This is a genomic window from Luteococcus sp. H91, from assembly GCF_038433135.1.
Lineage (GTDB): Bacteria > Actinomycetota > Actinomycetes > Propionibacteriales > Propionibacteriaceae > Luteococcus.
On record NZ_JBCDMV010000002.1, the window covers coordinates 336,818 to 359,671 of the forward strand.

General features: G+C 68.0%; 22 protein-coding genes. 12 read left to right on the forward strand and 10 right to left on the reverse strand.

Translation table 11 applies throughout. The annotated features are described in order from the left end of the window. Positions 1 to 84: 84 nt before the first annotated feature. From AAEX57_RS02270 to AAEX57_RS02295, 6 genes are all read left to right on the forward strand, one after another. Complete coding sequence (locus tag AAEX57_RS02270) at positions 85 to 1,209, forward strand: glycoside hydrolase family 3 N-terminal domain-containing protein (protein ID WP_342090638.1); 1,125 nt, start codon at positions 85 to 87, stop codon at positions 1,207 to 1,209. Positions 1,210 to 1,277: 68 nt separating this feature from the next. Further along, positions 1,278 to 1,508 carry a hypothetical protein gene (locus tag AAEX57_RS02275; protein ID WP_342090639.1) on the forward strand — a complete coding sequence of 77 codons (231 nt, stop codon included), beginning with the start codon at positions 1,278 to 1,280 and terminating at the stop codon, positions 1,506 to 1,508. A 109-nt stretch (positions 1,509 to 1,617) separates the two neighbouring features. Then, the gene (gene leuS, locus AAEX57_RS02280) at positions 1,618 to 4,548 is read left to right on the forward strand and encodes a leucine--tRNA ligase (protein WP_446721050.1); all 2,931 of its coding nucleotides are present in this window, start codon (positions 1,618 to 1,620) and stop codon (positions 4,546 to 4,548) included. 208 nt (positions 4,549 to 4,756) lie between these two features. Further along, positions 4,757 to 5,665: a type IV toxin-antitoxin system AbiEi family antitoxin domain-containing protein gene (locus tag AAEX57_RS02285; protein ID WP_342090640.1), complete on the forward strand. Its 909-nt coding sequence runs from the start codon at positions 4,757 to 4,759 to the stop codon at positions 5,663 to 5,665. A 136-nt stretch (positions 5,666 to 5,801) separates the two neighbouring features. After that, positions 5,802 to 6,260 carry an S-ribosylhomocysteine lyase gene (locus tag AAEX57_RS02290; protein WP_342090641.1) on the forward strand — a complete coding sequence of 153 codons (459 nt, stop codon included), beginning with the start codon at positions 5,802 to 5,804 and terminating at the stop codon, positions 6,258 to 6,260. After that, the gene (locus AAEX57_RS02295) at positions 6,257 to 6,943 is read left to right on the forward strand and encodes a 5'-methylthioadenosine/adenosylhomocysteine nucleosidase (RefSeq protein WP_342090642.1); all 687 of its coding nucleotides are present in this window, start codon (positions 6,257 to 6,259) and stop codon (positions 6,941 to 6,943) included. The genes AAEX57_RS02290 and AAEX57_RS02295 overlap by 4 nt, the downstream gene beginning before the upstream one ends. Positions 6,944 to 7,035: 92 nt before the next feature. Here the strand turns inward: AAEX57_RS02295 and AAEX57_RS02300 are convergent, their stop codons facing one another. From AAEX57_RS02300 to mshD, 8 genes are all read right to left on the reverse strand, one after another. Further along, complete coding sequence (locus tag AAEX57_RS02300) at positions 7,036 to 7,911, reverse strand: sucrase ferredoxin (RefSeq protein ID WP_342090643.1); 876 nt, start codon at positions 7,909 to 7,911, stop codon at positions 7,036 to 7,038. A gap of 286 nt (positions 7,912 to 8,197) precedes the next feature. Beyond that, positions 8,198 to 8,974 carry a phosphate ABC transporter ATP-binding protein PstB gene (pstB, locus tag AAEX57_RS02305; protein ID WP_342090644.1) on the reverse strand — a complete coding sequence of 259 codons (777 nt, stop codon included), beginning with the start codon at positions 8,972 to 8,974 and terminating at the stop codon, positions 8,198 to 8,200. A gap of 21 nt (positions 8,975 to 8,995) precedes the next feature. Then, the gene (gene pstA, locus AAEX57_RS02310; RefSeq protein ID WP_342090645.1) at positions 8,996 to 10,165 is read right to left on the reverse strand and encodes a phosphate ABC transporter permease PstA; all 1,170 of its coding nucleotides are present in this window, start codon (positions 10,163 to 10,165) and stop codon (positions 8,996 to 8,998) included. Next, entirely contained in the window at positions 10,162 to 11,082 is a 921-nt protein-coding gene (pstC, locus tag AAEX57_RS02315; protein WP_446721057.1) for a phosphate ABC transporter permease subunit PstC, read from the reverse strand. The genes pstA and pstC overlap by 4 nt, the downstream gene beginning before the upstream one ends. Before the next feature lie 310 nt (positions 11,083 to 11,392). Then, positions 11,393 to 12,586 carry a phosphate ABC transporter substrate-binding protein PstS gene (gene pstS, locus AAEX57_RS02320; protein ID WP_342090729.1) on the reverse strand — a complete coding sequence of 398 codons (1,194 nt, stop codon included), beginning with the start codon at positions 12,584 to 12,586 and terminating at the stop codon, positions 11,393 to 11,395. Between the two features lie 169 nt (positions 12,587 to 12,755). Then, on the reverse strand, positions 12,756 to 13,637 hold the full coding sequence (locus AAEX57_RS02325; protein WP_342090647.1) for an NUDIX hydrolase: 882 nt from the start codon (positions 13,635 to 13,637) through the stop codon (positions 12,756 to 12,758). Between the two features lie 110 nt (positions 13,638 to 13,747). Continuing rightward, positions 13,748 to 15,919 carry an RNA degradosome polyphosphate kinase gene (locus tag AAEX57_RS02330; protein WP_446721051.1) on the reverse strand — a complete coding sequence of 724 codons (2,172 nt, stop codon included), beginning with the start codon at positions 15,917 to 15,919 and terminating at the stop codon, positions 13,748 to 13,750. Next, on the reverse strand, positions 15,867 to 16,757 hold the full coding sequence (gene mshD / locus AAEX57_RS02335) for a mycothiol synthase (RefSeq protein WP_342090650.1): 891 nt from the start codon (positions 16,755 to 16,757) through the stop codon (positions 15,867 to 15,869). Before mshD ends, AAEX57_RS02330 begins: the two co-directional genes overlap by 53 nt. Positions 16,758 to 16,841: 84 nt before the next feature. Between mshD and AAEX57_RS02340 the strand changes: the two genes are divergently transcribed. Next, positions 16,842 to 17,477: a hypothetical protein gene (locus AAEX57_RS02340; protein ID WP_342090651.1), complete on the forward strand. Its 636-nt coding sequence runs from the start codon at positions 16,842 to 16,844 to the stop codon at positions 17,475 to 17,477. A 10-nt stretch (positions 17,478 to 17,487) separates the two neighbouring features. Here AAEX57_RS02340 and AAEX57_RS02345 read toward each other — a convergent pair whose 3' ends face one another. Next, positions 17,488 to 18,450, reverse strand: a complete 963-nt coding sequence (locus AAEX57_RS02345; protein WP_342090652.1) for an NADase-type glycan-binding domain-containing protein — start codon at positions 18,448 to 18,450, stop codon at positions 17,488 to 17,490. Between the two features lie 113 nt (positions 18,451 to 18,563). Between AAEX57_RS02345 and AAEX57_RS02350 the strand changes: the two genes are divergently transcribed. Further along, complete coding sequence (locus tag AAEX57_RS02350; protein WP_342090653.1) at positions 18,564 to 19,208, forward strand: winged helix-turn-helix transcriptional regulator; 645 nt, start codon at positions 18,564 to 18,566, stop codon at positions 19,206 to 19,208. Between the two features lie 494 nt (positions 19,209 to 19,702). Here the strand turns inward: AAEX57_RS02350 and dtd are convergent, their stop codons facing one another. After that, entirely contained in the window at positions 19,703 to 20,149 is a 447-nt protein-coding gene (gene dtd / locus AAEX57_RS02355; protein ID WP_342090654.1) for a D-aminoacyl-tRNA deacylase, read from the reverse strand. 53 nt (positions 20,150 to 20,202) lie between these two features. Between dtd and AAEX57_RS02360 the strand changes: the two genes are divergently transcribed. Genes AAEX57_RS02360 through AAEX57_RS02375 form a run of 4 tightly spaced genes read left to right on the forward strand, consistent with a single transcriptional unit; the run spans position 20,203 to position 22,805 of the window. Continuing rightward, positions 20,203 to 20,331 (forward strand): hypothetical protein, encoded by a 129-nt coding sequence (locus AAEX57_RS02360; RefSeq protein WP_342090655.1) that lies wholly within the window; start codon positions 20,203 to 20,205, stop codon positions 20,329 to 20,331. A 1-nt stretch (position 20,332) separates the two neighbouring features. Continuing rightward, positions 20,333 to 20,836, forward strand: a complete 504-nt coding sequence (locus AAEX57_RS02365; protein ID WP_342090656.1) for an FABP family protein — start codon at positions 20,333 to 20,335, stop codon at positions 20,834 to 20,836. Positions 20,837 to 20,843: 7 nt separating this feature from the next. Then, on the forward strand, positions 20,844 to 21,782 hold the full coding sequence (gene ygfZ, locus AAEX57_RS02370; protein WP_342090657.1) for a CAF17-like 4Fe-4S cluster assembly/insertion protein YgfZ: 939 nt from the start codon (positions 20,844 to 20,846) through the stop codon (positions 21,780 to 21,782). A gap of 57 nt (positions 21,783 to 21,839) precedes the next feature. Then, the gene (locus AAEX57_RS02375; RefSeq protein ID WP_342090658.1) at positions 21,840 to 22,805 is read left to right on the forward strand and encodes an asparaginase; all 966 of its coding nucleotides are present in this window, start codon (positions 21,840 to 21,842) and stop codon (positions 22,803 to 22,805) included. Positions 22,806 to 22,854 lie beyond the last annotated feature (49 nt).

Genomic DNA, 22,854 nt, shown 5'->3' on the forward strand with positions numbered 1-22,854 from the left:
GGCGACAGGTGGACGAGGTTCGGTCAGGGGTGCGCGGCCGGGCTGGTCGGTGTCCTGTTGTTGACCGCGTGTTCGGATTCGTCGATGGAGGATTTCGCCAAGCGTGACGAGACCAGCCCCGCTCCCTTGGCGACCTCGACCGGTGCGTCGGCCGTCTCGACCCCCGCACGCCCCAGCTGCCGGGCCATGGCCGGGGAGTTGAGCCGGGACGAGCAGATCGGCCAGCTGCTGATGGTCGGCACCACCGAGGCCACCCCCGGGGAGACGCTGCGCACCGTCGTGAAGAAGAACCACCTGGGCTCGTTGATCTACCTGGGCGGTGAGCCGCGCAGCCTGGAGGACACGGCCTGGGCCAGCTCGGAGATCCAGTCCTGGGCCCCGGACCAGCTGCCCATCCTGCTCGCCACGGATCAGGAGGGTGGCCAGATCCAGCGACTGCAGGGCGATGGCTTTGCCGACATGCCGTCGGCCACCGAGCAGGGCAAGCTCCCCGACGCCGCGCTGCGCAAGAAGTGGAAGGGTTGGGGGCAGCAGCTGTTGGCGGCGGGGGTGCGTTATGACCTGGCGCCGGTTGCCGACGTCGTCCCGCCGGGGCACGACGCCCGCAGCGAGGGGGTCGGCGCCCTGGATCGCAATTACGGCACCGACGATGTCACCGTGGCGCGCAAGGCGACCGCCGCGGTGCAGGGCCTGGCGGACGCGCGAGTGGCCTCCAGCCTGAAGCACTTCCCCGGTCTGGGCAGGGCCACCGCCAATACCGATTTCGGCACCGCGGTGGACGGCCAGACCACGCTGGACGATGTGGCGGCCTTCACCGGCCCGATGAAGGCCGGGGCCAGTTCGGTGATGATCAGCTCCACCATCTATTCCAAGATCGACCCGGGGGTGCACGCCGTCTTCAGCAGCAAGATCATCAACGACGGGCTGCGCCAGCAGCTCGGCTGGCAGAAGGTGGTGATCAGCGACGACCTGGGCGCCGCCGCCGCGGTCAAGGAGGTGCCGGTGGGCGAGCGTGGTGTGCGTTTCATCGCCGCTGGGGGAGACCTGGTGATCAATGCCGATGCCTCGACGATCGACGACATGGCCGACGGAATCCGTGAACGCGCCGCCAAGGACAAGGCCTTCGCCGACGAGCTGCCCAGGCACGCCGCCCGCGTCCTCGCCCTCAAGGCGGAGGTCGGCCTGGTCACGTGTGCCCCTGAGGGTTGAGCCGCGAGCAACCCAAACGGACCGCCGGGATGACGCGGGCCGATCCCCGATTGGTGTTGGATTGAGTCATGGACAGCGACAAGACCCCCAAGACCGATTTCGGCTGGATCCGAATGGGTTGCTACACGTTGATCATCATGGCCATCTGGGCCGTCTGCTGGGTGGTGACCACACTGGTCACCAGCACCCTGAGCATTGGCTGGGTGGAGGCATCCTTCCCCGGCGTCGGGCTGGCTCTCGCCGGTGGTGCCCTGTGGGAGTACCTGCGTCGGGAGAAGGCCCGCAAGCAGATCGGTTGAGCGGCATCGCCCGATCGGGCAGCGCCGGTTGGACCGGCGAGCGCCACGTTCGTGGCTGGGATAACCTCAGTGGGTACGTCGCGAGACGATTTCCGACGATCTTGAGGACATGATGAACGAGCCGAAGTACCGCTACACCGCCGAGCTGGCCGACCAGATCGAGCTGGCCTGGCAGGATCGCTGGGAAGCCGAGGGCACCTTCCACGCCCCGAATCCCGCCGGGCCGTGGGCCGAGCCCGAGGAGGTCGACGGCCGGGAGAAGTTGCTGGTGCTCGACATGTTCCCCTACCCGTCGGGATCCGGGCTGCACGTCGGGCATCCGCTGGGCTACATCGCCACCGATGTCTTCAGCCGGTACCACCGGATGCTGGGCAAGAATGTGTTGCACGCCATGGGCTACGACGCCTTCGGCCTGCCCGCCGAGCAGTACGCCGTGCAGACCGGCACGCACCCGCGCACCACCACCGAGGCAAACATCGTCACCTACCGGCGCCAGCTGCGCCGCCTGGGTCTGGCCCATGACGACCGCCGCTCGATCAAGACCATCGACCCCGGCTACTACAAGTGGACCCAGTGGATCTTCGCCCAGATCTTCAACGCCTGGTACGACGTCGAGGCGGTGCGGGCCGACGGCAGTCTGGGCAAGGCCCGCCCGATCAGCGAACTGGTCGACGAGCTCGCCAGCGGGCAGCGCGCGCTGACCGGTGACATGGCCGGCAAGCAGTGGGCCGAGCTGGACGCCAAGCAGCAGGCCGACTACCTGGACTCCTTCCGGCTGGCCTATGCCGACGAGGCGCCGGTGAACTGGGCCCCCGGCTTGGGCACCGTGCTGGCCAACGAGGAGGTCACCAACGAGGGCCGCTCCGAGCGTGGCAACTTCCCGGTCTTCAAGGCCAACCTGCGGCAGTGGAAGATGCGGATCACCGCCTACGCGGACCGGCTGGCCTCGGATCTGGATCGCGTCGAGTGGCCGGAGAACATCAAGGCCCTGCAGCGCAACTGGATCGGCAAGAGCCATGGCGCCCGGGTGCACTTCACCGGCCCGAATGGGGAGGATCTGGAGGTCTTCACCACCCGTCCCGACACCTTGTTCGGCGCCAGCTTCATGGTGCTGGCCCCCGAGCACCCGCTGGTCTCCTCGTTGATGGGGGAGGGCACCAGTTGGCCCGAGGGCACCAGGGACGCCTGGACAGCCGGCGCGGCCAGCCCGAAGCAGGCCGTCGAGGACTACCAGCGCGAGGCGGGCCGCAAGTCCGACGTCGAGCGCCAGATGGACGACAAGACCAAGACCGGCGTCTTCACCGGTGCCTGGGCCACCAACCCGGTCAACGGCGCCCAAGTGCCCGTCTTCATCGCCGACTACGTGTTGATGGGCTACGGCACCGGCGCGATCATGGCGGTGCCCAGCGGGGATGAGCGTGACTTCGAGTTCGCGCAGGCCTTCGACATCGACATCATCGACGTGATCTCGCCGGTGGACGGCGATGGCAAGGCGGCCGCAGGGTGGGAGGGCACCGTCGCCGACGGCAAGGCCTTCACCGGCGAGGGGGTGCTGGTCAACTCGTCGAATGACGAGCTCGACCTGAACGGCCTGACCGTTGCCGAGAGCAAGCAGGCGATGATCGCCTGGCTGGAGGCCAAGGGCTGCGGTACCGGCACCATCAACTACCGCATGCGTGACTGGCTGTTCAGCCGCCAGCGCTACTGGGGCGAGCCCTTCCCGATCGTCTACGACGAGCAGGGCGTTGCCCACTCGCTGCCCGACAGCATGCTGCCGCTGGAACTGCCCGAGGTGGACGACTACTCGCCGCGCACCTTCGACCCCGACGACCGGGACTCCCGGCCCGAGGCGCCGCTGGCCCGCGCCACCGACTGGGTCGAGGTCACCCTTGATCTTGGTGACGGGCCCAAGAGGTACCGCCGCGAGACCAACACCATGCCCAACTGGGCGGGTTCCTGCTGGTACTACCTGCGCTACCTGGATCCGGCCAATGACCAGGCCCTGATCGACCCGGCCGTCGAGCAGTACTGGATGGGCCAGCAGGCCACCGCCGTCGCCGGTGCCCCGGAGGGAACCCGCGATCCCGGCGGTGTCGACCTGTACGTCGGCGGTGCCGAGCACGCCGTGCTGCACCTGCTGTACGCCCGCTTCTGGCACAAGGTGCTGTTCGATCTTGGCCACGTCAGCTCCGAGGAGCCCTTCCGCAAGTACTTCGCGCAGGGGATGATCCAGGGTTACGCCTACACCGACAGCCGTGGCCAGTACGTCCCGGCCGCCGAGATCGAGGAGCGGGGTGAGGGCAAGCAGACGACGTACTGGTTCGAGGGCAAGCAGGTCAACCGCGAGTATGGCAAGATCGGCAAGTCGCTCAAGAACACCGTCAGCCCCGACGAGATGTATGCCGCCTACGGCGCCGACACCTTCCGCGTCTATGAGATGAGCATGGGGCCGCTGGAGCTCGGCCGGCCGTGGGACACCCGCGCCGTCGTCGGTTCGCAGCGCTTCCTGCAACGGCTGTGGCGCAATGTGGTCGACGAACAGACCGGTGAGCTGCGGGTCGTCGAGGCCGAGCTCGACGTCGAGACCGAGCGGATCATGCACAAGACCATCGACGCGGTCCGCAAGGACTACGCGACGCTGGGCTTCAACACCGCCATCGCCCGGCTGATCGAGTTCAACAACGCGCTGACCAAGCTGGATTCGGTGCCACGCGAGGCCGCCGAGGCCTTGGTGCTGATGGTGGCGCCGGTGGCGCCGCACCTGGCCGAGGAACTCTGGCAGCGGCTGGGCCATGACCAGACCCTCACCCACCACGGCTTCCCCGTCGCGGATCAGGCCAAGCTGGTCGACGAGCAGGTGACCTGCGTGCTGCAGATCAAGGGCAAGGTGCGCGCCACCCTGGAGGTCTCCGCCGAGATCACCGAGGAGGAGCTCAAGGCCCTGGCCCTGGCCCACCCGAAGGTGGTGGCCGCCACCGAGAATGGCGTGCGCACCGTGATCGTCCGGGCGCCCAAGCTGGTCAACGTGGTTCCCGCCTGACATACCGTCGCTCGGGTTCCCTCAAAGCGCTCGGGTTCCCTCAAGGCGCTCGGGTTCCTGCGGTCCGCTCGTGTTGCAACACACGCGGATCGCAGGAACCCGAGCGCCTGCCTGTGTTGCCCGGCCCGGCAGCCTGTGGACAACTTCTCGCTCACATTCCCCTGTGGATGGCTGACACTTTTCGGGGCCAGATGCACATAACAGGGGTATGGAAACCTTCACCCGCTCCGAGCTGGCTGCCCTTGGGATCTCCGACACCGACATCCGACGCCTGGTCAATGAGGGCCGCTATCTGCGGATCCGACGGGGCGACTACCTGAACGCCTCGTCAGGGCCCTTGCCCCGGTACGAGGCTCGCCACCGAATCCTGGCCCACGCCACCTGGCCGAGGCTTCACTCCGGAGTCCTGAGCCACCACTCGGCGGCAGCCTTGCATGGGCTCCCGCTCCCAGCCCACGAGCTGGAGCGAGTGCACGTCACCAGAGTGGGCACTGCTGGTGGCGTGCGGCGCCCAAGCGTCCAGGTGCACCGCGCTCGCCTCGACGACGTCGAAGTGACCGAGGTGGAGGGGCTGCCGGTGACCACCCTGGAGCGTACGGCCGCGGACCTGGCCCGGATCCTGACCCCAGACCGGGGGCTTGCCGTCGTGGATGCGGCGCTTCGCCAGGGAGCCAACCCCGCGTTGCTGGCCGAGATCGTCGAAGCGCAAGGCCGGATGGCAGGAGCACCACGAGCCCGGGCGGTGACCGCACTGGGGGATCCGCTGGCGGAGAGCGCCGGGGAGTCACGCAGTCGATGGTTCATGCACGAGTTCGGCGCTCCGGTTCCGGTGCTCCAGTTCTGGGTACTCGATGGCCAAGGGCAGCGCATCGGACGAGCGGACTTCGCATGGCCCGAGTGGGGTGTCGTCGGGGAGTTCGACGGGTGGGTGAAGTACGGCCGGCTCCTGAAACCCGGGCAGGACGTCTCCGAGGTACTGCGGGACGAGAAGACCCGTGAGCAGAGAATGCGAAATCAGGGCTGGTGGATGCACCGCTGGGGCGATCCGGAGCTTCGGACACCCGTCAAGTGGAGCAAGGACCTTCAACAGGCCCTGAAATCCGGAAGACCCCATTGATGCTGGGGCATGTAGACCAAAGAGCGATCCGAGTGGGTTGTTGCGGTCCGCGTGGGTTGCAACACACGCGGGTCTCGGGAATCCGAGCGTCGCGCAGCAACCCGAGCGGATTGGGCCGACCGATAACCTTGTGGCCATGCCGATGAATGTCGAGAGTTTCAACCTGGACCACACGCTGGTCGCCGCGCCCTACCTTCGGGTGGCCGACCGAAAGGTCCTGCCGCAGGGTGACGTGCTGACCAAGTATGACGTGCGCTTCTGCCAGCCCAACCAGGCCCACCTGGAGATGCCGGTGATCCACTCGCTGGAGCACACCATGGCGGAGAACTTCCGCAACCACGCGGACTACATCGTCGACTTCTCGCCGATGGGCTGCCAGACCGGCTTCTACCTGATCGTCGTCGGTGACCACGAGCAGGCCGAGATCGAGGAACTCGTCGCCGCCACCCTGACCGATGTGATCAACGCCACCGAGGTGCCCGCCGCCAATGAGGTGCAGTGTGGCTGGGGCGCCAACCACACCCTGACCGGCGCCCAGGAGGCTGCCCGGGTGATGCTGGACCAGCGCGCCGAGTGGTCCCAGGTGATGGCATGAGCGAGGTGCTGTTGCTGGCCGCGATGGCCGAGGAAACCCGCCCCGTGCTGGACGGGCGCCAGGCCACCGAGCTGGAGGTCGCCCGCGGCCGGGCCTGGCGGCTGGAATCCGACGGCCTGGAGATCACCCTGGTCACCTGCGGAATCGGGCTGGTGAACTCCGCCGCTGCCACCGCAGTCGCGATCGAGACCTACCAGCCCCGGTACGTGATCTCACTGGGATCCGCCGGTGGGCTGGGCACCGACGTCCGGGTGGGGGACATCATCGTCGGTGACTCCTACCGCTACGCCGACGCCGACTCCCGGATCTTCGGCTACGAACTGGGCCAGATCCCCACCATGCCCAAGGCCTACCAGGGCGACCCGGGACTGCTGGAGCTGGTGCGCGCCGACGACGCCGATGCCACGGTGCACGTCGGTGGGATCGTCAGCGGCAACTCCTTCGTAGCCGGCGACGTCACCACCGTGGTGCGCGGCCGCTTCCCGGACGCCCTGGCGGCGGACATGGAGTCGACGGCGATCGCGCAGGTGGCGCACCGGTACCAGCTGCCCTTCATCTGCGTCCGCTCGATCAGCGACCTGTGTTCGCCCAACGCCGACGACGAGTTCAAGGGCAGCATCGACGACGTCGCCCAGCGCTCCGCCGACGCCGTGTGGAGACTGGTTGCTCGGCTGCCGCGCTGAGGTCGCTGGTGAGCAGCGGCTGGCAGGCCTGATCACAGAAGCTCAATCACCCCGCCACCCCAGCCGCGTCCCAGCACCCAGAACCCCAGCCTTCAGACCGGCTCCACACTCCACCAGGAGACCGGCACCGGGGCCTTGCCGCAGCTCTCCGGCAGCTCCAGTTCGTCGGAGCTGTGCTTGGACACCCGCAGCGTCGAGACCCGGCCGTCGCGGTGGGTGGCGGTGACCAGATCCTCGTCGACGGCATAGGTGATCGCCCCGGGATCGGTCTGGCCGGTCTGGGTACGTAGCCAGCAGTCGGCCGCCCGGGCGGGCTGGGGCAGGTCGGAGCGGCCGCGGTCATGTTCCCCGTCCAGCGCCAGCAGTTGCCCGTCGAGCGCGCGGACGGCCAGTTCGCCGTCGATGAAGGCCAGCACCTGACGCGACGGCAGCGCCAGCGCCGTGCTGGCGAAGCGGTGCCCGCCCAGGTGGGTGGCCTCCCAGACCCTGCCGGGGAAGTGCTCCGCCAGCTCACGGGCCAGGGGCGCGCCCTTGACGGCGCAGCAGACATCGCGCTTGCCATTGGTGCAGACCAGCAGCATCGGCTCGCAAACCTCCAGTGGCGCCGGGGGAGCCGTCGCGGCACCCAGATCGCCCCACTGGGACAACAGGTGCACCAGCTCCGCGGCGTCGTCGAGCACGGCCGTCGCCAGCCACGGGGCGCTCACCGGGCCGCCGCCCACCAGCACCCGACGGGGGTTCTGGCCGTCGGGGTGGGAAAGTGGGCAACGCACCAGCAGCAGTCGACCGCCGGCCAGCGCCACGGTGCGTTCCAGCAGGGAGCCGAGCTCCGGATCCAGCCGGGACTGGGTGAAGGCCTTGGCTCCCCACGGGCCCGGCTGCTCCAGCGCCACCCAGAAGGCAGCGTCGGGCGCCGTCCCCCAGACCGGGATCCGGGCCGCCGAGAATCCGTCGGAGCAAGAAGTCATGCCTCCCACCTTATGCGGAGTGGCATCCCGGGCGCGCTGCTCCGACGCCCTGCTGCTCTTGAGCTCGCCCTGCGTCGCCAAGCGTGGCTCTGCGCCTGCAATAACCATGGCAAGCCCACGATTGGGGGAACAGGGCAGAAGTTCGGGGAGCGGGACGGGGGCGGTTCGGCGGAGGTGGTGCGTCGGCGGCGGAAACGGGCCGACGCCCCCGCGATGGTCTCGCGGGGGCGTCGGTGTGTGGCGACGAGGTGGCATCGGCAGGCGAAACCACCAGGAGGCAGATGGATCAGCCGAAGCGACCGGTGATGTAGTCCTCGGTGGCCTTCTCGTCGGGATTGGAGAAGATCTTCTCGGTCGCGCCGATCTCCACCAGCTGGCCCGGCTTGCCGGTGGCAGCCAGGTTGAAGAAGGCCGTCTGGTCGCTGACGCGGGCGGCCTGCTGCATGTTGTGGGTCACGATGACGACGGTGAACTTCTCCTTCAGCTCCTGGATCAGATCCTCGATCGCCAAGGTGGAGATCGGGTCCAGGGCGGAGCAGGGCTCGTCCATCAGCAGCACCTCGGGCTCGACCGCGATCGCGCGGGCGATGCACAGACGCTGCTGCTGGCCGCCGGAGAGGCCGACACCGGCCTTGTCCAGACGGTCCTTGACCTCATTCCACAGGTTGGCGCCCTTCAGCGAGCGCTCCACCACCTCGTCGAGCTTCGACTTGCTGCTGACGCCGTTCAGGCGCAGGCCGGCGGCGACATTGTCGTAGATGCTCATCGACGGGAAGGGGTTGGGCCGCTGGAAGACCATGCCCACCAGACGACGCACGGCCACCGGGTCCACCCCGTCGCCGTACAGGTTGACGCCGTCCAGCAGCACCTCACCCTTGCAGGAGGCACCGGGGATGACCTCGTGCATGCGGTTCAGGGTACGCAGCACGGTGGACTTGCCACAGCCCGACGGGCCGATGAAGGCGGTGACGGTGCGGGGCTCCACGGTGAAGGAGACGCTGTCGACCGCGTGGAACTTGCCGTAGTAGATGTTGAGGTCCTTGACCTCGATGCGCTTGGCCATTGTTGTTCTTCCTTCTCGGGCTTACTTCTCTTGGAGCTTGCCCATGCGGGCGATTGCGCGAGCAATGAGGTTCAGGATCATCACGAGCAGTACCAGGGTCAGGGCGGCGCCCCAGGCGCGCGTCTCACCGGTGGTGCCCGTCGCAAAACGACGGTCCTCGTTGATCATGGTCGGCAGCGAGCCCATGTTGGAGGCCAGCGGGCTGTAGTTGGTGCCGGTGGCGAAGGCCACCAGGATCAGCAGCGGAGCGGTCTCACCCATCACGCGGGCCAGACCCAGCACGATACCGGTCAGGATGCCGGAGCTGCAGGTGGGGATGACCACCTTGAGGATCGTCTTCCACTTGGGCACGCCCAGCGCATATGAGGCCTCGCGCAGGCTGTCCGGCACCAGCTTCAGCATCTCCTCGGTGGAGCGCAGCACGGTGGGCAGCATCAGCAGCACCAGGGCCAGCGACGCCGCGAAGGTGGAGCGGTCCATCCCACCGATGGTGATCACCAGGGCGAACATGAACAGCGCGGCGACGATCGAGGGCACGCCGGAGAGGATGTCGATGGCGAAGGAGACCGCCTTGGCGATCTTCTTGCCGCGGGCATACTCCACCAACCAGATGGCGCCCAGCACGGCGATCGGCACGGCGATCAGCGACGTGATCAGGCCGATCTCCAGGGTGCCGATGATGGCGTGCTTGGCGCCGCCGATCGACGAGTTCTGGGTGGCCTGGCCCTCGTCATTGGTCCACCACTGGGTGCTGAAGTTGCGGGCGGTGCCGGCGCCGGAACCCTCCGGCTCACCGATGATGATCTCGCTGGAGACCGCGGTGGGCTCCTTGCCCTTGGTCACGCCGGAGAGCTTCTCCCCGACGGCGACATAGCTGCCGGACTCGGTGTAGCGGTAGTCCAGCGGGGCGGCCGGCTCGGCGCCGCACTGGGACTGCTCCACCCGGATCCACTTTGACCCGTCCTTGGTGGCGCAGGTCTTGATGTAGTCGGGCTGTACGCTGACCAACGGCGTGATGCCCTTGATCACCACGGTGGAAAGGATCCACAGCAGCGGGATGATGGCCAGCAGACCGGCCAGCCACACGAAGGTGGTGGCGGTCTTGTCGGTCAGCTGGCGCTTGCCGCTGGGGGTGCGCAGCTGGACGCCGGACCCGGACGGGGCGGGGGTGTTCTCGACGGCGGTGCTCATGCCTTGACCTTTCCGGCGTTGGCGAGGGTACGGGCGATCGCGTTGACGACGAAGGTCAGCACGAACAGCACCAGACCGGCGGCGATGTAGGCGCCCGTCTTGTCTGCGCTGTCCAGCTCACCGGCGCCATTGGCGATCCGGGCGGCGAAGGTCTCGCCGCCATCGAACAGGGAGAAGCCGAGATCCTGCACGGTGGACAGGATGATCATCACGGCGACGGTCTCACCGAGGGCGCGACCCAGACCCAGCATGGCCGCGGCGGTGATGCCCGAACGGCCGTAGGGGATCACCGCGGTGCGGATCATCTCGGTCTTGGTGGCGCCGAGCGCCCATGCGGCCTCGATGTGGTCGCGGGGGGTCTGCGCGAAGACGTCGCGGCTGATCGAGGTGACGATCGGCAGGATCATGATCGCCAGCACGGTGGAGGCGGTGAACACGGTGCCGGGCGACGGCAGCAGGCCCGGCTTGAAGATCGGGATCCAGCTCAGGGCCTTGGAGATCACCTCGCCGATCGGAACCAGCGTCGGGCCGAGCACTCGCAGGCCCCACAGGCCGTAGACCACGGAGGGCACGGCGGCCAGCAGGTCAACCATGAAGCCGATGGTGTTGGCCAGCTTGCCGCGGGCGTAGTGGGTGATCAGCAACGCGACGCCGATCGCGATCGGCACCGCGATCATCATCGCGATGATCGAGCTGAAGACGGTGGTCCACAACAGGCCCAGGATGCCGAAGCGGAAGTTGGTGCCCAGATCCCACTCGTTGGAGGTGAGGAAGTTCGCATTGTTCCGGGTCAGGGCCGGCACCGCCAGCGCCAGCAGGAAGATGGCGATGAAGCCGACCAGCGAGACGATCAGGCCGGCGGACAAGCCGGTGGCCGACTTGAAGACCAGATCGGCGCCGCGCTTGACCTGGTCCAGGTGGACGGGCGCGGTCTCGACCTCCGGGGTGGACGCGGCCGCCTTCTGACTGGCGACGGCACGACGCACGCTGGGCGTGGGGGCCTCGGCGTGGGGGTGGGTGTGGACGATGTCTGCCGGCGACTCGGTGGCGTCGACCGGCGGCGCACCGTAGCGAGGCTCATTGCCTGGTGTGGGCATGGGTTTTTCCCTGTTCTCCTGGGGCTTGCCGTGCTGGGGCGTGACAGTGACAGGGAGTGACCTCCTCGCCTCGGCGAGAAGGCCACTCCCGGTCGTCAACTGCAGGCTGTCACTGCGGTCTTGCGAATGATCAGGCGACGGCCTTGATGGCTTCCTGAACCTTGGACTGCATCGACTTCGGCAGCGGGGCGTAGCCAGCGTCCTCCAGCTGGCTCTGGCCCTCGTCGGAAGCCATGTAGGTCAGGTAGTCCTTCAGCAGGGCGGTCTTGCCGGCATCCAGGCCCTTCGAGCAGACGATCTCGTAGGTGACCAGGATCGCCGGGTAGGCGTCGGCCTCCTTGATGTCGTACTTCAGACCGAGCTTCAGGTCGTTGCCCTTGCCCTTGACCTCGGCGCCCTCGATGGCCTTGCCGACGGCCTCGGCGCTCAGCTCAACCGCACCCGCGCCGTTGTCCAGCTGGGCGATGTTCAGGTCATTGGACTGGGCGTAGCTCCACTCCATGTAGGAGATGGAACCCTTGGTTGACTTCACGGCCTCGGCGACGCCGGAGGAACCGTCCTTGCCCTCGCCGGCCTTCATCGGCCACTTCTTGCCGGTCTCGGCGGTGAAGGCGGCCGGGGCGGCGGCCTTCAGGTACTTGGTGACGTTCTCGGTGGTGCCCGACTCGCCGGAGCGGTAGAAGACGGTGATCTTGTCGCCGGGCAGCTTGGCATCCGGGTTGACCTTGGCGATGGCCGGGTCATTCCAGGTGTTGATCTTGCCGGCGAAGATGTTCGACAGGATCTCGGGGGTGAGGATCAGCTCCTCGACGCCCTCCACGTTGTAGGCGAAGGCGACCGGGCCGACGACCATCGGCAGGTTCCAGGCTTCATTGCCACCGCAACGCTTCTTGGCAGCGTCGGTCTCGATGGTGCCGTCGTCCTTCTTCTCCGACTTCAGTGCGGAGTCGGAACCGGCCCAGTCGACCAGCTTGGCGTTGAAGTTGGTGATGCCCTTGCCGGAGCCGGTGGGGTTGTACTCGATGGTGCCCTTGTTGCCGCACTTGTCCTGGTAGGACTTCTTCAGCTCGTCCATGGCGGTCTTCTGGGCGCTGGAGCCCTCGCCCTTCAGGCTGCCCGCGGGGCAGGCGAGGTCGGCGGCGGCGGCACCGCCGGCGGCGGCGCTGGTGGCCTGGGAGGCGGCGCTGCCGGCCGCGCTGGTGGCCTGGGAAGCGGCGCTACCAGCGGCGCTGGTGGCGGACTTGGTGGCCTCATTGCCGCCACAGGCGGTGAGGCTCAGGGTGCCGAGGATGGCCACTGCTGCGAACTTGCCGGTGCGATTCATCGTCACAGTTGTTCCTTGTGTGTGTCGCTCTCGCGGCAGTCGCCGCGCAGGGAGCCGTGTGCTCCCTGAGCGTCAGGGTAGGGATGCCACGTGTACTGTTTCGTCCCACTTGGTTAACGGACGATGAACGTTCCACAGGATGCCCGGTGGCATCCCGCACAACTGCTTGTCACGCGGCACATTTGTGAGTTTCGACGGCGATCGGCTCGCCCTCGGAATCAAGATGGACCACCAGGATCTCCGCGGTCAGCATCGGGGAGTCGGTGATGCCCAGCCCGGCCCGCATGTCCGGGATCACCGGCCGGTGCCCGCACACCGCGGTCACCCGGCCCTGCTCGGCAACCCGCTCCCGCAGCCGCACCAGGTAGTCCTCGACAAGTGCTCCCTGGCCCTCGGCCTCCTCCTCGCTGAGCAGACTGACCCCCGTGATGGGCAGCCGGTTGCGTTCCGCGAAGGGCTGCAGGGTCTGCATGCAGCGGGTGGAGGTGGACGACAGCAGGTCACTGGTGCCATAGGCACCCAGCAGGTCACAGATCCGCTTCGACTGGCGGCGTCCCCGGGAGGCCAGCGGCCTTTTCGCGTCGGTGCCGCTCCAGTAGCGACGCAGCATCGCCTTGCCGTGGCGGACCAGCAGGATGGTGCCGGCCGACTCCAGGCCCAGCGCGGCCTGGAGCACGGCCACCTCATTGGGATAGCTGAGCTTGTTGACGGCCTTGTCGATCGGCATCCAGACGGCCTTCTCCACCTCCTTGTTGGGCTGCCGACGGCGCTCGGAATCGACGATCCCGAGCCACCAGCGCACCACCTTGTCCCGCTTGCCCACCTTGTACCGGGTCGTGCCCACCGGGAGCCCCAGATGGATCTTCACCCCGGTCTCCTCATATACCTCGCGGACCGCGGTGGCGGGTGCATCCTCGTCGGTCTTCGGTTTGCCCTTGGGCAGGGACCAGTCGTTGTAGGTGCCGCGTCGCACCAGGAGGACTTCTCGCCTGTCGTCTCCTCCCCGTAGCACCACGGCTCCCGCAGCCGTGATCTTGCCCTTGCTTCCCATGCCTTCCTCATCTGTTGTTGGTGGGGGGTGGACCGCGGCTCGGGGGATGGACGGGGCCCTGAACAGGGCTGGGGCGCCGATCGCAGTGCGGCGCCCCAGCTCTCGATGGATCAGTGCCGACGTTGGGCGGTGTTCATGATCTCCAGTTCCTGCAGGTCGACCAGGGGCTGGCCCGCCTCATCGGTGGTGTGCGGGGTCCACTGGTTGTCCAGCAACTGCCAGGAGACGGTGGACTCGTCGAAGGCGGTGGCGAACATCTTCTCGATCTCCGCGATGTGCCGCTGGTTGGTGATGCCGACCATCACCTCCACCCGGCGGTCCAGGTTGCGGTGCATCAGGTCGGCCGAACCGATCCCCACCGTCGGATGCCCGTCATTGGCGAACCAGAAGATCCGCGAGTGCTCCAGGAAGCGGCCCAGGATGGAGCGCACCCGGATGTTCTCGCTCAGCCCGGGGACGCCCGGCTTGATGGTGCAGATGCCGCGCACCCACAGGTCCACCGGGACACCGGCCTGGCTGGCGCGGTAGAGCGCGTCGGTCACCTTCTCGTCCACCAGGGAGTTGACCTTGATCCGAACGCCCGCGGGCCTGCCGGCCCGCTTGTTGGCGATCTCGTTCTCGATCCGTTCGATCAGTCCCTTGCGGATGCTGTGCGGGGCCACCAGCAGGCGACGGTAGTTGGTCTCCTGCGTCATGCCGGACAGGTGGTTGAACAGGCGGGCGACGTCGTCGGTGATGATCGGGTTGGACGTGAGCAGACCCATGTCCTCATACATCCGCGCCGTCTTGGGGTTGTAGTTGCCGGTGCCGATGTGGGCATAGCGACGTAGGCCGTCGCCGTCGTCACGCACCACCAGGCACAGCTTGCAGTGGGTCTTGAGCCCCACCATGCCGTAGACCACGTGCACGCCGTACTTCTCCAACTTGCGCGCCCAGGCGATGTTGTTCTGCTCGTCGAAGCGGGCCTTGATCTCCACCACCGCGAGCACCTGCTTGCCGGCCAGTGCCGCCTCGATCAGGGCGTCGACGATGGGGGAGTCACCGCTGGTGCGGTACAGGGTCTGCTTGATGGCCAGCACCTTCGGGTCGGCGGCGGCCTGCTCGACGAAGCGCTGGACGGAGGTGGCGAAGGAGTCGTAGGGGTGGTGCAGCAGCACCTCGCGCTTCTTCAGCGCGGCGAACATGTCGGCCGGCTTGGCGGTCTCCACCTCGGCCAGGTCGGGGTGGGTGATCGGCAGGAAGTTGGGGTACTTCAGGTCGTCGCGGTCCACGTCGGCCAGGCTGAACAGGCCGGTCAGGTCCAGCGGCGCGGGGAGTTTGAAGACCTCCTTCTCCCGCACGTCCAGCTCGCTCATCAACAGCTCGAGCATCGTGTCGTCGATGTCGTCCTGCACCTCCAGGCGGACCGGGGGACGACCCACCTTGCGGCGCAACAGCTCCTTCTCCAGCGCGAACAGCAGGTTCTCGGCGTCGTCCTCCTCCACCTCCAGGTCTTCATTGCGGGTGACCCGGAAGGTGGTGTGCTCCACCACCTGCATCCCGCTGAAGAGCTGGTCCAGGTGACGGCTGATGATCTCCTCCAGCGGGAGGAAGCGGCCGTCGCCCAGCTTGATGAAGCGGCTCAGGATGGTGGGCACCTTCACCCGGGCAAACTGGCGCTGGCCGGTCAACGGGTTCTTCAGCAGCACGGCCAGGTTGATGCTCAGACCGCTGATGTAGGGGAAGGGGTGGCTCGGGTCGACGGCCAGTGGGGTGAGCACCGGGAAGATCCGCTCGCTGAACAGCGTGCGCATCTGGTCCTTCTCCGCGGCGGTGAGCTCGTCCCACCGCAGGATCACGATGCCATTGCTGGTCAGCGCGGGACGGACCTCCTCCGCGAAGACCTTGGCCTGCTCTGCCACCAGCTCCTGCGCGCGACTCAGGATCGCGTCGTGCAGGTCTCGCGGCATCTGCCCGGTGACGCTGCGAACCGCCACGCCGGCGTCGATTCGACGCTTCAGGCCAGCCACCCGGACCATGAAGAACTCGTCCAGGTTGGAGGAGAAGATTGCCAGGAACTTGGCGCGCTCCAACAGGGGAATGCGCAGCGAGTCCTTGGCCAGGTCCAGCACGCGATTGTTGAAGGCGAGCCAGCTCATCTCCCGGTCGGAGTAGCGATCGGCGGGTAGCTCGGCGAGACCCTTGCGGGGGTGGTCAGCGAGGTCGTCGTGAGCGTTCAACGGGGTTCTCCTAGGAGGTGTAACTGGCGTCGCGAGTGACAACCACAAACTTAGCGGATTCATACATCTTCACGACTCTTTCCGAACTCGCTTCGACGTAGAGCCGCACCCGACGGACACCCTTGTCAGCGAGGTGAGCCAGGCCGGCGGAGAGCAGGGCTCGGCCGATTCCCCGCCCGGCGTAGGCCGGGTCCACGCCGATCACGTAGACCTCGCCCACCAACTCGTCGGGATGCGACGGGTCACTGTGTTCGGTCTTGGTCCAGTGGAAGCCCACGAAGGCGCCCGAATCGTCGTCGGTCGCCACCAGCAGCCCGGCCGGATCGAACCAACCCTGGCCGGTGCGCATCCAGAAATCCTCCAGGGTCATCTCCGCCTGCTCGGGATGCTCCACGAAGGCGTCCTCGTTCACCTCCACCAGCGCCTGGGCATCCGCTTCCTCGAAGGGGCGGATCACGATGCTCTCTGGCGCGGGCTCGCGCGACGGCGGGAAGGCCTGCAGGTCACGTTCCATGATCAGCAACTCACGGGTGAGCTCGGCGCCGATCCGATCGGCCAGCCCCTGCGCTCCCGGCAGATTCCCGAAGGCCCACCAGGTCGGGTGCTTCTCCACCGTCAGCACCTGCTCCACCAGCGCCGATGCGATCCCCTGGCGGCGCAGGTGCGGATCCACCAGCAGTTGCACGGAGTGATTGTCCCGGTCACACTGGGCATAACCGCTGATCTCGCCATGGTGGTGGGCCAGCCAGTGCACCGCATGGCCCTTGCCGGTCAAGGCGAAACTGGCAGCCTCGTTCAGGGGACGCACCTGGTCGTGCTCGGTCACGGTAGTCACCAGACGCTCCACCGCGGCACGCTGCGGCGGGGTCAGGGCTCCGGTACGGGTGATGGGTGTGTTCACCACGCTCACGCTACCCCCTGTCGACTGTTGCGATGCCACCCTCTGAGGCCACCGCTGTCGGTGCCGCAGGCTAGGGTCATTGTCATGAGCACGCGGCAGAGCGGAAGACCGATGGTGGAGCTGGGGATCCAGCAGCAGCCGGCGGTGGCGGCGCGCGCCCGAGGCCTGATGGCCCTGCTCCGGTTGGGGCTGTTGTCTTCCCTTGTCGGGTTGGCCTGTGCGTTGATGGCCTCGCGGACCCTGTTGCGGTTCGAGCAGACTTCCCGGCTGTGGCCGATGGTGGGCAACCTGGCCAGCGTCCTGCTGCTTCTGGTCTGTGCTGGGCAGTGGTACGTGTGGCGGCAGGCGCTGCAGGAGTGGACGGGCACCAAGGATGTGTCGTTGATCCACCTGATCGCGCCGTCGGCCTTCGGGCGGTGGGTGGCGTTGCTGTGTGGCATTGCCGGCCCCGTCGCGTGTCTGCAGATGATCCGCCAGACCGCCCCCTCCGAGGCCGCCCATCGGTGGGCTGCCGCCGGTGGGATCGCGATGATCCTGGCCATGGCCTTCGGTGGGATCCACCGCTTCAATCCGGCCGGCCCCCGCGGTGTGCTGCCGCAACGGCTGCGCAATGCCCGGGTGGTCACGGCCGACAGCGAGGCCCATGTGGATCCGGATGCCGAAACCGTGATCCTGCGCCGCGGGGCCGATCAGGGCGAGGCCCTGCCGCCCGTCGGCTGACCGGTGCCGCTCAGCCGGCCCGGGTGAGGAATTCCACCTCGGTGACGATCACCGCATTGCGGCTGGCGGTCGATCGGCCCGGCTTGGTGGTGGCGTCGATCCGCATGGTGAGACCACCCTTGGCATCCACCTCGGGAATCCGGATCTCCTGCAGCCGCTGGTCGTCAACGGAGAGTTCCTGGACGAAGTAGGCTCCGGACATGCTCGGCAGGCTCCAGGTGACTCGGCTCAGCCGCCGGTACTGCGGGTAGAGGTCCGAGCCGTCGACCTTCTTGGTGTAGCCATTGGTCATCCGCACCCCGACCACCTTGGTCCCCTCCGGGAAGCTGAAGGTGAGGGTTTGACCGGTGCCCTTGCCCTCGCAGCGCCAGCCGGTGGTCTGGTCGCCGTCCAGCACCCGCTCGGCGTCGCTGGGCACCAGGTTGCCGTCATAGCCCGGCTGGCTTGCCGCGATGCAACTCGCCTTCACCCCGTCGGCCTTGACCGGGCTGACGGCACCCACCCACGGGCCCTCCTGGGCATCATGACTGGTCTGGGCGCCCGGCGTGCTGGCCGCGACGGGCATCTGCGGCCCGGCATTCTGCGAGTCCGTGGTGGGCCGGCCCCAGTGTCGGCCGATCGCCAGCCCGGTGCCGAGCGCCAGGACGAACGCCCCGACCAGGGGAAGCACGGTCCGGGTCAGCCCGCGGGGACGCTCGGGGGGCAGCTCCAGCACCTCTGCCGTCCGGGCGGTACCCACCGAATGCTCCACGCCGAGGTTCGGGCTGGGGATCGGACTGGCGGGGCTGGCCGCGGTGCCGGGACTGCGCCGGTGCAGGGGGCGGGTGGGTGCGGTCACGTCGGGGTCGGGCGGCAGATAGTTCGGCTTGAACTGGTCGGTCCAGCGCTCCTGCTCCGCGTCGGTCGGTTGCGGAGCGGGAGTGGGATCGGGCCGCGCCGGACGGAACCAGTCGTCGGGGAAGTCACCGCTCATGATGCGACGAGTCTAGCCGCGCCACCGGGCCGTCTGTCGGCCAGCATGCAGATGCGGTCTCTGGTCCCGCTCCGGGGGACGTAGGCTTGGACAGGTTCCGGACAAGGGGTGAGATGGCACGAATCGCACTGGTCACAGGAGGCACCCACGCCGACCTGCCGGATGCCTTCGCCCTGTTGACCCACACCGTCGAACGGATCGACGAGGCCGGCTGGAGCGCTGGGGGTGAGGCCGACGTGATGCTGGTGGACGGCCGCGCCGATCTCACCCAGGCCCGGGACATCTGCCTCCGGCTGCTCGGCGCGGACTCGCAGGCGCCCATCCTGCTCCTGGTTGATGCGCAGGCGCTGGGCGTGTTGGGCCCGCAGTGGGGGGTGGCCGACTTCGTGCTGGAGACGGCCTCGGCCGCGGAGATCGAGGCGCGCCTACGGCTGCTGGTCGGCGAGGCGCGCTCCAGTTCGGTGATCACCTGCGGCCCGGTCACCGTCGACGAGTCCGCCTACACCGCCACCGTCGGCGGGCACTCCCTGGAGCTCACCTACACCGAGTTCGAACTGTTGAAGTACCTGGCGCTGAACCCCGGCCGGGTGCTGGGGCGCGAACACCTGCTGAGCGAGGTCTGGGGCTACGACTACTACGGCGGCACCCGGACCGTGGACGTGCACATCCGGCGGCTGCGCGCCAAGCTGGGGCCGGAATACGACGGTCACATCACCACGGTGCGCAATGTCGGCTACCGCTTCTCCGCGACGCGCTGATTCACACACCGACTCGCTTCGGCTTCGCCTGCGCTCGTCGCCGGTGCGTTGAGCTCGCTGCGCTCGCGCGTTTCTTCTTGAGGTGCGCCTTCGGCGCCACCCTCGCAAGCTCGGGTGGCATCGCGGCGATGGTCTGAGGGCCTCCGGCACTGACACCGACGGCCCCATTGACCGACAGACAATCGCCGCAATCGCTCACGCACGTATTCGCTGCGGCTTCGCCTTCACTCATTGTCGTGGTTCGTGCTCGCTTCGCTCGCGCGCTCCTTCATGGGTGCCTCGCTGCGCTCGGCCCGCCGAAGCGAGCTTCGGCGGCATCGCGGCGATGGTCTGAGGGCCTCCGGCACTGACACCCACGGCCCCATTGACCGACAGACAATCGCCGCGATCGCTGACGCTGAAAGGCTCCTCGACGTGCTCGGGGATCGTGGTGGCGTTGGGCGCAGAGGCGACCACGATGGCCGAGCCTGACGAGGCCCCACCCGCGACGGATCTCAGCGCGGGGCGAAGAGCTCCGCGGAGTCCAACACCAGGGTGACCGGGCCGTCGTTGACCAGCGCCACCTTCATGTCGGCACCGAAGACGCCGGTCTCGACGTGCGCTCCCAACTCGCGCAGCGCCTCGACGAAGGCGTCCACCAGCGGCTCGCTGACCGGTCCGGGGGCCGCCGCGCTCCACGACGGGCGTCGACCCTTGCGGACATTCGCGTACAGGGTGAACTGGCTGACCACCAGCAGCGGAGCGACCACATCGCTGGCGGACTTCTCGTCGTCCAGGATCCGCAGGCCCCAGAGCTTCTCCGCCATCCGGCGCACCACGTCCTGGTCGTCGTCGTGGGTGATCCCGGCCAGCACCACCAACCCGGGTGATGGAAGCCGACCGACCACCTCGCCGTCGACGCTGACCGTGCCTTCCAGGGCTCGCTGCACCACACATCGCATGTGCCCGAGGTTAGCGGGAAGAAATGCGCTTGCCCGCTGGTTAGACTCTGCGGGTGGCCAACATCTCCGTGATCATCCTTGCGATCGCCTGCGCCCTGATCGGGCTGGTGGCGCTCGGAGTGCTGGCCGTCCTCCTGCTCCCACAGGAGTGGCGAGAACGACGAACGAAGCGAGACAGCTGACATGGCCTTCCAGATTCCCGACGACCTCAACCCGGCGCTCTTTCCGCTGGCCTGGATGATCGGACGCTGGCGCGGCAACGGGCACGGCACCTGGCCCGGCCACGGCGAGTTCGAGTACGGTCAGCAGATCGACTTCGAGACAAATGGCGGGCCCTACCTGCACTACATCTGCCAGACCTACAAGGTGGATGCCAAGGGCACCCCGACCGAGCCGATCAGCATGGAGACCGGCTTCTGGCGTCCCAGCACGGACAAGAAGAACCTCGAGGTGGTGCTGACCGCGCCCGAGGGCTGGGCCGAGGTCTGGACCGGCACCATCGACGGCGCCAAGATCGAGATGGTCTCCGACGCAGTGGCCCGCACCAACACCGCCGACGTCGAGTACACCGGCGGCTCGCGTCTCTATGGCCAGGTGGAAGGCGACCTGCTGTGGACCTTCGACCGCGCCACCACAAACCACCAACTGCAGCCCTACCTGTGGGCGCGCCTGCAGCGCGTCGCCTGAGCCGGCCATGAGCGCGGTCAACGTCACCGGCGGCGTCGACGAGGGTCTGGCCTGGCATCACGGCGACCCGATGCGCGAACAGCGCACCATGGAAGCCGGCGGCGGCGAACTGGCCCTGGCCAATCGCCCGGTGTTGAGGATCAGCGGCCCGGACCGGCTGACCTGGCTGCATTCCCTGACCAGCCAGCACCTGACGGAGCTGGCGGTGGGCGAGGCCACCACGGCCTTGGTGCTCGACCCCAACGGCCGGGTCGAGCACGTCCTGCACGGCATCGACGACGGGGAGTCCTTCTGGGCGTGGACCGAGGCCGGCCGGGGTGCGGAATTGGCCGGCTGGCTCGACCGGATGCGCTTCATGATGCGCGTCGAGGTGGCGCTGCGGGGGGATCTGGAGCTGCTCTGGGTTGGTCGTGACGTCGCTCGTCCCGAGGCGGCGCTGGCCAGCCGCGCCAGCCAGGTGGCCGGGGGAACGGAGCACCTGGTTCCCCGGGGGAGCAGCGCCGGCGCGCAGCCCGTTGGGGTGTGGGCGCACGAGGCCCTGCGGATCGCCGCCGGAATCCCGCGGATCGGCGTCGACACCGACCACAAGACCATCCCCAACGAGATCGGCCTGCTGGGAACCCATCTGGACAAGGGCTGTTACCGCGGTCAGGAGACCGTCGCCCGGGTGCACACCCTTGGCCGGCCCCCGCGTCGCCTGGTGCAGCTCCACCTGGACGGCTCGATGGAGGCGCTGCCGGAGCTCGGCGCGCCGCTGGAGCTCGACGGGCGTCCGGTGGGCTTTGTCGGCAGCTCGGAGCGGCACCACGAACTGGGCCCGATCGCGCTCGGCCTGGTCAAGCGCAATGTGGCCGTGGAGGCCACCCTGACCGCGGGCGGGATCAGCGCCAACCAGGAAGCCCTGGTTGACCCCGAGGTGGGTCTGCACGTTCGTCCGCGTCTCTGAAATCCTGCCGCCCGGACGGCTTTCGGCCGCAGAAGCTGCGGCGGATAGGATCGGGGCGTGAACAATACCCAGCCCTCGCCCGTCCTCGTCCAGGTGATCCGTCAGGACTTCCTGGAGTGCGTCCACCGGGGACGGGTGGTGCTGACCAATCCCGACGGCTCGGTGGCACTCGCCCTGGGCGATGCCGAGGCCCAGCTCTACCCCCGATCGGCCAACAAGCCGATGCAGGCGCTGGCCATGCTGCGCAGCGGGCTGGACCTGACCGGCGAGCTGCTGGCGCTGGCCGGGGCCTCCCATTCGGGTGAGGACTTCCATCTGGACGGCACCCGGCGCATCCTGGCCGGCGTCGGGCTGGACGAGGGCGCGCTGCAGTGCACGCCCGATCACCCCCTGGATGAAGAGGCCCGCGGCGAATGGATCCTGGCCGGTCATGGCAAGGAGCCCGTCGCGATGAACTGCTCCGGCAAGCATGCCGCCATGCTGCGCACCTGCCTGCGCGCCGGCTGGCCCACCCAGGACTACCTGGACCCCGACCACCCGCTGCAACAGGCGGTGGCGCGCACCATCACCGAACTGGCCGGTGAGGCCAGCAATCCCACCGTCGACGGCTGCGGTGCACCGCTGTTCTCCATGTCCCTGCGCGGCCTGGCCCACGCCTTCGGCCAGTTCGCCGCCGCTGACGAGGGCGAACTCAAGACCATCGCCGACGCCTACCGGGATCATCCCGAATGGGTTTCCGGAACCCGTCGCGACGAACTGAAGCTGCACCGCGCCATCCCCGGACTGATCTGCAAGGCCGGGGCGGAGGGCTGTCTGGCGATCGGCCTGGCCGACGGCCGCGGCATCGCGATCAAGAGTGACGACGGCAGCGCTCGCGGCAGCATGGCCGTGGCCCATGCCCTGGTCACCAGGTTGGGTTTCGGCAGCGCCCAGCTGGACGAGCTGGCCACCGCCCCCGTGCTGGGGCACGGCGAGCCGGTTGGGCAGGTACGGGCCGTTCCGGGGCTCTTCGACGCGATCTGACCCACACGAAACCGCCCGCCCTGCCGAAGCAGGACGGGCGGTTCCGTCA

Excerpts from the sequence above, each read along its gene's own strand:
- AAEX57_RS02270 (WP_342090638.1), top strand. The coding sequence starts at position 85 with ATGGAGGATTTCGCCAAGCGTGACGAGACCAGCCCCGCTCCCTTGGCG.
- dtd (WP_342090654.1), bottom strand. The coding sequence starts at position 20,149 with ATGCGATGTGTGGTGCAGCGAGCCCTGGAAGGCACGGTCAGCGTCGAC.
- AAEX57_RS02340 (WP_342090651.1), top strand. The coding sequence starts at position 16,842 with ATGAGCACGCGGCAGAGCGGAAGACCGATGGTGGAGCTGGGGATCCAG.
- AAEX57_RS02275 (WP_342090639.1), top strand. The coding sequence starts at position 1,278 with ATGGACAGCGACAAGACCCCCAAGACCGATTTCGGCTGGATCCGAATG.
- AAEX57_RS02330 (WP_446721051.1), bottom strand. The coding sequence starts at position 15,919 with ATGAATCCGCTAAGTTTGTGGTTGTCACTCGCGACGCCAGTTACACCT.
- ygfZ (WP_342090657.1), top strand. The coding sequence starts at position 20,844 with ATGAGCGCGGTCAACGTCACCGGCGGCGTCGACGAGGGTCTGGCCTGG.
- AAEX57_RS02345 (WP_342090652.1), bottom strand. The coding sequence starts at position 18,450 with ATGAGCGGTGACTTCCCCGACGACTGGTTCCGTCCGGCGCGGCCCGAT.
- AAEX57_RS02295 (WP_342090642.1), top strand. The coding sequence starts at position 6,257 with ATGAGCGAGGTGCTGTTGCTGGCCGCGATGGCCGAGGAAACCCGCCCC.
- AAEX57_RS02285 (WP_342090640.1), top strand. The coding sequence starts at position 4,757 with ATGGAAACCTTCACCCGCTCCGAGCTGGCTGCCCTTGGGATCTCCGAC.
- pstS (WP_342090729.1), bottom strand. The coding sequence starts at position 12,586 with ATGAATCGCACCGGCAAGTTCGCAGCAGTGGCCATCCTCGGCACCCTG.
- AAEX57_RS02300 (WP_342090643.1), bottom strand. The coding sequence starts at position 7,911 with ATGACTTCTTGCTCCGACGGATTCTCGGCGGCCCGGATCCCGGTCTGG.
- AAEX57_RS02350 (WP_342090653.1), top strand. The coding sequence starts at position 18,564 with ATGGCACGAATCGCACTGGTCACAGGAGGCACCCACGCCGACCTGCCG.
- AAEX57_RS02290 (WP_342090641.1), top strand. The coding sequence starts at position 5,802 with ATGCCGATGAATGTCGAGAGTTTCAACCTGGACCACACGCTGGTCGCC.
- AAEX57_RS02365 (WP_342090656.1), top strand. The coding sequence starts at position 20,333 with ATGGCCTTCCAGATTCCCGACGACCTCAACCCGGCGCTCTTTCCGCTG.
- leuS (WP_446721050.1), top strand. The coding sequence starts at position 1,618 with ATGATGAACGAGCCGAAGTACCGCTACACCGCCGAGCTGGCCGACCAG.
- pstA (WP_342090645.1), bottom strand. The coding sequence starts at position 10,165 with ATGAGCACCGCCGTCGAGAACACCCCCGCCCCGTCCGGGTCCGGCGTC.
- AAEX57_RS02325 (WP_342090647.1), bottom strand. The coding sequence starts at position 13,637 with ATGGGAAGCAAGGGCAAGATCACGGCTGCGGGAGCCGTGGTGCTACGG.
- pstB (WP_342090644.1), bottom strand. The coding sequence starts at position 8,974 with ATGGCCAAGCGCATCGAGGTCAAGGACCTCAACATCTACTACGGCAAG.